Origin of the sequence: Mizugakiibacter sp. (assembly GCF_039680435.1) — a bacterium.
Taxonomy (GTDB): Bacteria; Pseudomonadota; Gammaproteobacteria; order Xanthomonadales; family Rhodanobacteraceae; genus Mizugakiibacter.
Window position 1 is genome coordinate 77,723 of record NZ_JBDKSX010000093.1, and the last position, 6,026, is coordinate 83,748.

General features: G+C 70.7%; 5 protein-coding genes and 1 tRNA gene. 2 read left to right on the forward strand and 4 right to left on the reverse strand.

All coding sequences use genetic code 11. The annotated features are described in order from the left end of the window. The first annotated feature begins 225 nt into the window (after window positions 1-225). Both ABFC67_RS10250 and ABFC67_RS10255 read left to right on the forward strand, forming a co-directional pair. Window positions 226-310, forward strand: a tRNA-Leu gene (locus ABFC67_RS10250). A 140-nt stretch (window positions 311-450) separates the two neighbouring features. After that, entirely contained in the window at window positions 451-1,887 is a 1,437-nt protein-coding gene (locus tag ABFC67_RS10255; protein WP_346737929.1) for a diguanylate cyclase, read from the forward strand. Between the two features lie 126 nt (window positions 1,888-2,013). On the opposite strand, the gene ABFC67_RS10260 is transcribed toward ABFC67_RS10255, so the two are convergent. From ABFC67_RS10260 to ABFC67_RS10275, 4 genes are all read right to left on the reverse strand, one after another. Beyond that, on the reverse strand, window positions 2,014-2,448 hold the full coding sequence (locus ABFC67_RS10260) for a VOC family protein (RefSeq protein WP_346737930.1): 435 nt from the start codon (window positions 2,446-2,448) through the stop codon (window positions 2,014-2,016). Between the two features lie 216 nt (window positions 2,449-2,664). Beyond that, window positions 2,665-4,011, reverse strand: coding sequence for a type II toxin-antitoxin system HipA family toxin (locus tag ABFC67_RS10265; RefSeq protein WP_346737931.1), 1,347 nt, complete (start codon window positions 4,009-4,011; stop codon window positions 2,665-2,667). 3 nt (window positions 4,012-4,014) lie between these two features. Beyond that, entirely contained in the window at window positions 4,015-4,272 is a 258-nt protein-coding gene (locus tag ABFC67_RS10270) for a helix-turn-helix transcriptional regulator (protein WP_346737932.1), read from the reverse strand. Window positions 4,273-4,433: 161 nt separating this feature from the next. Continuing rightward, entirely contained in the window at window positions 4,434-5,726 is a 1,293-nt protein-coding gene (locus tag ABFC67_RS10275; RefSeq protein ID WP_346737933.1) for an adenylosuccinate synthase, read from the reverse strand. Window positions 5,727-6,026: the final 300 nt, after the last annotated feature.

The window sequence follows — 6,026 nt, forward strand, 5'->3', positions numbered from 1 at the left end:
TCGTCGCGATCGCGAGGGATTGCATCGCGATCGGCACCCCTGCTGCGCAAGGGATTTGCCGCCGTGGCAGAAGGAGCCGTATGCGCGCTTCGCGCCGGAACGGATCCGCTGTTCCCGGCCAGCCTGCGGTAGCGCCGCCAGATTTGCAAGGACCGATTGACAAGCGCGGTGCGCCTGCCTATCGTACGCGGCTCCCAGCGGCGCCCCGGCGCCGTCCGCGGCCTTGCCCAGGTGGCGGAATTGGTAGACGCACTAGTTTCAGGTACTAGCGGGTAAAACCGTGGAGGTTCGAGTCCTCTCCTGGGCACCATATTGAAGCCGAAAGAGCCTGCGCAAGCGGGCTCTTTCGTTTTCGTGCAAACGCGACCGGCGCCCGGACGCCGTCCGGCCTTCGCGCTACCATGACCCTACCGCCGGGCCATTCTTCCCGCGCGGGCGGGCCGGTCCGAGATGTTCCCCAGCGCAGACGACATCCTCTTCCTCAACCGCGCCAGCGGTGCGGTCGAGTGGATGGACCTTCTGCGCAACGCGCTCGTGCGCTGCCATGGCCCCGCCATCGAGGTCGAACTGCAGCGTCCACACCCCGGCGACGCCTTCGGGTTCGACGCCGGCGCGGATGCCGACGAAGCCGCCACGCTGCGCATCGACGACGACGACGGCGCGCCGCTCGCCCGCCTGCGCCTGCACGTGCCCGGACACGCGGATGTCGGCAATGCGCTGCGACCGCACCTCGGCCATCTCGCCGCGCTGCTGGCGCTGGAGCGCGCGCGGCAGAAATCGCACCTGGCCGACCTGCTGGTCGACCTGTCCTACATCCTGCTGTTCGAAGAGGACCTCGGCACCCTGCTGCAGGGCGTGATCGGCTACATCTACCGCCGCTTCCACCTGTCGCTGGCGACGATCGGCCTGATCGACCCGCAGAGCGGGCAATTGAGCCTGCGCGCGTTCGCCGGCGAATCGCGCTTCCCGCTGGAGCTCGGCCACAGTTGGCCGGCCGACCGCGGCATCACCGGACGCGCGCTGCGCACGCGCGCGGCGGTGTTCGTCGCCGACGTCGGCGCCGACCCCGACTACATCGAGGGCAACGCGCTGACCCGCGCCGAGCTGGTCATACCGATCCGCCACCGCGGCGAGATCCTCGGCATGCTCAACCTGGAAAGCCCCGCCGCGGAGAGCTTCAGCGCCGACGCTCGCGCCATCCTCGACCTGCTCGCCGACCAGATCGGCGGCGTGCTGCACCTGACCATGCTGAAGCTGCGCCTGCAGGAAGTGAACGACGCCACCCAGGTGATGGTCTCGGAACTGGCGGCGCTGAACGAGAAGCTGCGGCGCGCCAATCGCCGGCTCGCCGCCACCGCGATGCGCGACACCCTGACCGGCATCGGCAACCGCCGCGGCTTCGATCTCGGCCTGCGCCGCGCCTGGGCGCAGGCGCGGCGGCGGCGGCACTCGCTGGCGCTGCTGCTGATCGACATCGACCACTTCAAGGCCTTCAACGATCGCCACGGCCACCCCGCCGGCGATGCCTGTCTGCGCAGCATCGGCCAGGCCATCCGCGGCTCGCTGCGCGGCGACGACATCGTCTGCGCGCGCTATGGCGGCGAGGAATTCGCCGTGGTGCTGGGCGACGCCGGCCGCGAACAGGGCATGCTGGTGGCCGAACGCATCCGCAACGCGGTGCGCGCGCTGGCGTTGCCGCATCCCGACGCACCCGGCGGCCGCGTCAGCCTCAGCGTCGGCGTCGCCGCGGCGACGCCGCGCGCGGGCACGCCCGCCGCGGAACTGGTGCAGGCCGCGGACGCGGCGCTGTACCGCGCCAAGCAGAACGGACGCGATCGCGTCGAGATCGACGGCGAGCTGCCCGACGCGCAACGCGCCCAGGCCTGACGTTTCCATGCGCCGATCCGGAATCCGGTGCGCGCGACGCTTCGCGCCCGCCCCTGCGGCTGCCGGGAATCGTCGGGAAGCGGTGACGCGGTTGCGGACAAAGGCCCGGCGCCGCGCGCCGCATCCTCAGCCGGCCACGACGCCCTTGCCCGGGTCCGGCGGCCCCTTCAGCTCGACCGTGTTGCCCTCGGGATCCTGCAGATAGAGCGACAAGCCCTCGCCTTCCGCGCCGTAGCGCGAGCCGACCTCGCCGACCTCCACGCCGTGCGCCTCGAGATGCGCACGGATCGCCTCGACATCGAACGGCTCCACGCGCAGGCACAGATGGTCGAGGTTGTGCCCTTCCGCCCCCGGCGCCGCCCCGCCCATGCGCCCCAGCTTGCCGTCGACGCCGATCACGTCGATCAGCGACCGCCCCGCACGCAACTGCACCAGCCCGATCCCGTCCTGCCGCCGCTCTTCGTGGCACCCGAGCACGTCGCAATAGAAACGCACCAGCGCCGCCTGGTCGCGGGCGCGGAGGACCAGGTGGTCGATCTGTTGGATGTCGAATGGGGGCATGGACAGGTCGCCTTCTCGCAGGGCAGATGCGTAGTTAAGCCGCGTAGCGGCCCGGCCGGCAACACCCGGACGGCAGGCTCTCCCCGGCGCGTGCTGCCCTGACATGCGCCGCATGCCTGTAGCGTTCGCTCAGCATGACCATGGCGATGCTTTCCTGTTCGTGCAGCGGACAGTATGCCCACCGGAAGGCGTTCGATGCAGCGCCCGGCGCTCGTCTCAACGCCGATCGGGCTCGGCGCCCAGACGTTTCGCTGCCCCACGCATGCCGCGCTCGACGGCCACGAACACGGGCTCCGGAAAGCGCGGCGGCAGGCGGCGGCCGACGCGGTCGAGCGCCCGCGGCGTCTGCTCGATCAGCGCGTCGACCAGCGCCGGCGCCTCGGGCAGGCCCAGCCGTTCTGCCATCGCCACCCAGTGCCAGCGGTGGATGTCGCGCCAGACGTAATGACGGTTCTTGCCCTCCACCGCCATCGCCATGCGCGCCTTGTGCGGGGCGATCTGGCGCGCGCCGGAGCCGAGGATCGGCCACAGCGAGAGGATGTCGTACAGCGGCGTCAGGCGGTAGGCGCCGCCGGGCAACAGGTGCAGGCTGAAGTTCTTGGCGTGGCCGTCGGTGGCGGCCAGCAGCCAGAACAGCAACTGCGCGCGGAAGAACGTGCGGCGGTCCTCGTCGGCCTGCTCGGAGCCGCGCAGCAGATCCATGATCGCGCGGATGCCGGGACCGCGATCGGCCTCGTAGCGGCGCGAGGACGGCAGGCCCAGTGCCTGGCAGCAGTCTTCCTGGGGCAAGCGTTGCCACCAGCGGCCGGTGCGCGCGAGCCGGCGGTCGAAGCGCTCGACGATCAGCACCTTCTGGTTTTCGAAGCGGCCGATCTCGACGCGCGCGACCGGCAGGCCAAGCTCGCGCGCCAGTTCCATGCACAGCCATTCCAACTCGACCGAATAGCCGAGGTCGGCACGCACGTTGCCGACCAGGCCCAGCGGCAGTTTGAAGATGTGCGTGCTCGGCGTCGATTCGCGCGGGATGCACCAGCGATCCTTGTGCCACAGCAGCGCTGTTTTCTCCTGCGCGCCGGCGATGGACAGGCGGAAGGCGTCGCTGTCGGCCGCCTCGAACGCGCGCCCCGCGACGGCGTCGCGCAGCACCCGCGCCACGCCGGCTTCGTCCAGCGGCTCGGCCACGATGCGATGTGCGTCGCCCGGCGCCGCGTCCGCCGGCACGAGCTGCACCGCGCCGGCGCAGTCGCGGCCGATCGCGGCGAGCAGGTCGAACGCCTGCGTGGATGCTGCATCGTAGCGGTCGCGCAGCCGGCGCAGGATGCGCGGATTGTCGGGAATCAGGTTCTCGAACCACGCCGCCACGACGGCGCCGCGCATCGGCACCGCCCTGTCCGTGCCGTGGCTGCGCGCAAACGGCAGCGACAGCGACAGCGGCCGGCCCTCGGGCGCCTCGACCCATTCGGCCGCGTAAACCAGGCTGTCGGCGCCGGTGCGCGTGCGTTCCCAGCGGCCGACGTAGTGGCCGTTCATCCAGATGTCGAGCGCGGCGATGCGGCGCGCCATCGCTTACCACTCCGGCCGCTTCGCCGGTTTGGCGGCTCCCGCAGGCTCGCCCTTGGCGCGCAGCGCGAGCTCCAATCCGAGCAGCAGGCTCAGGCGATGGATGCGGTCGAACGAGGCGCGGCCGGCGTTGTTCTCCAGTTTCGACACCGCCTGCACGGTGACACCCAGCGCCTTGGCGACGTCGGCCTGCGTCAGGCCGCGGCGAATGCGCGCGGCGCGCAGCAGGGTACCCAGCTGGTCGGGGACGCGGATGATGTCCATGCGATCAACCTACAGGTTGATTCGACAAAAATCAACTTACAGGTTGAATATCCGCGAATCAACCTGAAGGTTGATTAACGTGATCCAAGCCGGTCCGCGCGGGGCACCGGAAACGCGAAGGGGCCCGCGGGGGCCCCTTTGCCTGGTACGCAGCGCTCCGCTCAAGCAAACGGATCGTGCAGCACGATGGTGTCGTCGCGGTCGGCGCCGGTGGCGACGATGGCGAGCGGGCAGCCGGAGAGTTCCTCGACGGCGCGCAGGTACGCGCGCGCGGCGGCGGGCAGCTTGTTCCAGTCGCGCACGCCGGAGGTGGGTTCCTCCCAGCCGGGGAATTCCAGGTACACCGGCTTGCACTCGGCCCAGCCGGCGGCGTCCAGCGGCGCCAGCTCGCGGCGCTTGCCGCGGTATTCGTAGGCGATGCAGACCTTGATCGACGGCAGGCCGTCGAGCACGTCGAGCTTGGTGATGGCGAGGCCGGAGATCGCGTTGATCTGCACGGCGCGCTTCAGCGCGACCAGGTCGATCCAGCCGCAGCGGCGCGGACGGCCGGTGCTGGCGCCGAACTCGGCGCCGCGCTTGCGCAGCAGCTCGCCCATCTCGTCCTCGAGCTCGGTCGGGAACGGGCCGCCGCCGACGCGCGTCGCGTAGGCCTTGCAGATGCCGAGCACGTAGTCGATGTCGCAGGCGCCGACGCCGGTGCCGGCCAGCGCGCCGCCGACGGTGGTGTTCGACGAGGTGACGTACGGATAGGTGCCGTGGTCGACGTCGAGCAGCGCGCCCTGCGCGCCTTCGTAGAGGATGTGTTGGCCGGCCAGGCGCGCGTCGTGCAGCAGCGTGGCGACGTCGGCGATCATCGGGTTGAGGTATTCGCCGTAGGCGAGCGCCTCGTCCAGCGTCTTCTGGTAATCGACCGCCTCGGCCTTCAGCCAGTGGGTCAGCACGAAGTTGTGGTAGTCGAGCACTTCGCGCAGCTTGCCGGGCAGCTCGTGCGGGTACATCAGGTCGGCCACGCGCACGCCGCGACGCGCGGCCTTGTCCTCGTAGGCCGGGCCGATGCCGCGGCCGGTGGTGCCGATGGCCTTGGCACCGGAGGCCTTCTCGCGCGCCTGATCGAGCGCGATGTGGTAGGGCATGATCAGCGGCGTCGCCGGGCTGATCTTCAGGCGCGAACGCACCTCCACGCCCTGCGCCTCGAGTTCCTCGACCTCCTGCTTCAGCGCCGCCGGCGACAGCACCACGCCGTTGCCGATCAGGCACTGCACGCCGGGGCGCAGGATGCCGGACGGGATCAGGTGCAGCACGGTCTTCTTGCCGCCGATCACCAGCGTGTGGCCGGCGTTGTGGCCGCCCTGGAAGCGCGCGACCGCGCCGACGCGCTCGGTCAGCAGGTCGACGATCTTGCCTTTGCCTTCGTCGCCCCACTGCGCGCCGAGGATTACGACTGACTTGCCCATGATGTTCTCGCCTGATGTGACCCCGTCGCAGGACGAGGCTTGCCGAAAGACCACTTCGATACTTCCCCGCGCGGCATGCGGCGCGCTTCGCTTGCTGCATCCCACGGTGCTCGCCGTCCACGCCTGCCCCCGCGCAGACGGGTTGGGCCGTCCGCCGGAGGCGGGCGGCGGATCCGGCGCTGCACGCCTCGATCCGCCCTACGCATGCTTTTCCACGCGGCATGCGGCGCACTTCGCTTGCCGCACCTCGCGCCGCACGGCACACCTACGGGCGCGAAGTGCCCCGGAGGCCACCCCACC